At 50.7% G+C, this 2,207-nt stretch carries 4 protein-coding genes; 1 reads left to right on the plus strand and 3 read right to left on the minus strand.

What is annotated here, in order from left to right; all coding sequences use genetic code 11:
• A partial coding sequence (locus SJI19_RS24500) for an SDR family NAD(P)-dependent oxidoreductase (protein ID WP_323480844.1) occupies positions 1-352 on the minus strand: 352 nt, incomplete at its 3' end.
• Positions 345-662 carry a nuclear transport factor 2 family protein gene (locus SJI19_RS24505; protein ID WP_323480845.1) on the minus strand — a complete coding sequence of 106 codons (318 nt, stop codon included), beginning with the start codon at positions 660-662 and terminating at the stop codon, positions 345-347. The genes SJI19_RS24505 and SJI19_RS24500, both read right to left, overlap by 8 nt.
• Here SJI19_RS24505 and SJI19_RS24510 point away from each other — a divergent pair.
• Entirely contained in the window at positions 661-1,704 is a 1,044-nt protein-coding gene (locus SJI19_RS24510) for a LysR family transcriptional regulator (RefSeq protein ID WP_323480846.1), read from the plus strand. The two genes, SJI19_RS24505 and SJI19_RS24510, sit on opposite strands and share 2 nt — an antisense overlap.
• Here SJI19_RS24510 and SJI19_RS24515 read toward each other — a convergent pair.
• On the minus strand, positions 1,701-2,207 hold a 507-nt coding region (locus SJI19_RS24515), incomplete at its 5' end, for an IucA/IucC family protein (RefSeq protein ID WP_323480847.1). The two genes, SJI19_RS24510 and SJI19_RS24515, sit on opposite strands and share 4 nt — an antisense overlap.

Consider the following 2,207-nt stretch of genomic DNA (forward strand, 5'->3'; position numbering starts at 1 on the left):
GATCCAGACGTACTGCCGGGAAAAGGTTGAACTCCAACTCACGTTGCCACAACTCATCCGTCAATGCAGCGAATCCACCCGTGGGTGATGAAGAGCCACCAAGCATATGAACGATAATATCAATTCCCCCTAATTGTTCCCGCGCGGCTTTGGCTAACTGAACACATCCCTCGTCAGTCGATAAGTCTGCTAAAACAAACCCGACATCCAGTGGGAAATCTGGTTTATGGCGAGCACAGGTCATCACCTGTGCCCCCAGAGACCTAAACAACGCCACGGTGGCAGCTCCCGCGCCTTGAGTACCGGAGGTAATCAGTACTCTTTTTCCTTCAAGCCCAAAAAAATCAGTCATGACTTATCTCCAGGCCATCGATGTTTTCTTCCGCAAGGTGAAATATATAGCCAAGAACGACCGGACTACCGGGGAAGTCACCTGTCACGTTGGCACGAACCATAACGGTATCGCCACGCAATGCCACCTCAAATGGCTCAGAGATATACTGGTATTTTTGTGTTGCAGCGACCCGCCATTGTCGGATGGCATGACGACCGTTATACCTTTTCCCCTCATCCTTAACGACGGCATTAAGGGTGAAAATATTGGCAACAACATCTAAATCTTTTGCCTCGAAAAAGGCCTGTACTGCTGATGGCATCTTCATGACCTATCTCCCAATAAATAAACTCTACAGCTTTACTTTAAACAGTCTTTATAATGTTAACAATAAGGACAAAACAGGATTCAATGATGAAGGAAATGGGATAATGGCTCGAATTACATTGACTGACTTAGATGCCGTAATGGCGATCGCTCGCAGGGGAACATTTCGAGCGGCGGCGATCGAGTTGGGAGTATCGACAACCGCGCTCAGCCACATTATCGCGAAATTTGAAGCTGAACTGGGGGTTCGTTTGTTCCATCGAAACACTCGGAGTGTAGGGCTGACCGACGCCGGTCGCCTATTTATTGATAACATTGGCCCCTCGCTTCTGGGGGTTCACGAGGCCCTGGAAGTCGTACGCTCTCGACGTGAAAACCCATCAGGTGTACTGCGGATCAATACACCTCCCTTTGCTGCCCGAACTCTACTTTCTAACGTGGTACTGGAATTTCTGCGCCGCTACCCAGACATGCAGGTTGATATCGTCACGGATGGCCGTTTGATTGATATCGTGGCGGAAGGCTTTGATATAGGAGTGCGAGTCGCCAGCCTGATACCTAATGACATGATTGCCATCTTCCTTGGGAAACCTCAGCGCTATGCCGTCGTCGCATCTCCTGACTATTTAGCTATCCATAAGCAACCTGAAACCCCCATAGACCTCCTCAATCATCCGTGCATTCGGGTACGCCTTCCTGACGGTTCACTCTATCGCTGGCATCTTGAGAAAAAAGGCGAAGTTGTTCAGGTTGATGTTCACGGACAACTCACGCTGGATGAGGCGTCCCTGGCGCTAATAGCCGTGCTGGAAGGCTCAGGAATTGGTTTCTTCCTTGAGCAGAATGTTATTGATGACATCAAAGCAGGTCGGCTTGTGCGATTACTTGACGACTGGACTCCACCATTTCCAGGGCTTTGTCTTTATTATCCTGGAAGACGACATCCATCGGCTGGCCTTTCGGCATTTCTTGAGCTGGTCCGGGCGTTCGCCAGTAGAGAAGAATCCACTCATGACAGTAGTACTTACGTTGGAGGTCATTAAGGTCGCATTGACGAACGGAGCATGGAAATCGCCTGCGCTGCGCTTAGTTGCTGAATGACGACGTGCAGTGGGCTATTACTGTGGCGGTCGAGAGCAAACAGCGCGGCGGCAAGCCACGGCTGTTCATCGCGCAGATTCTCACGGTATAAAATGCCGAAGCACTCCTGCAGATGGCGCACCTCATCCGTTTCACCCGCTTGCGCCAGCACGGAGAAATCCAGACTGCTTGCCCCCGGTTCGCGCATCATGTGAAAACCCAGTGTTTGTGCTTCCAGGCGGGCAAAATGACTCTCCAGTAATTCATTCCGTGCCACCGCGCTTTCCAACTCGTACCAGGCGTTTTTGCGCACGCAGTTAGTCAGGCGGACATGAATTGAACATTTCAGGTAGTACGGCAGATCGGCGCGCGGAATGTCATCCACAGTCATACGCACCAGAGGAATACACCCCTGAGTTGGCCCAACTGAATGCAGTGGCTTAACAGTGTTTCGTTGTGAGGTAAG

This window comes from Acerihabitans sp. TG2, assembly GCF_035013185.1.
Classification (GTDB): Bacteria; Pseudomonadota; Gammaproteobacteria; order Enterobacterales; family Enterobacteriaceae; genus Acerihabitans.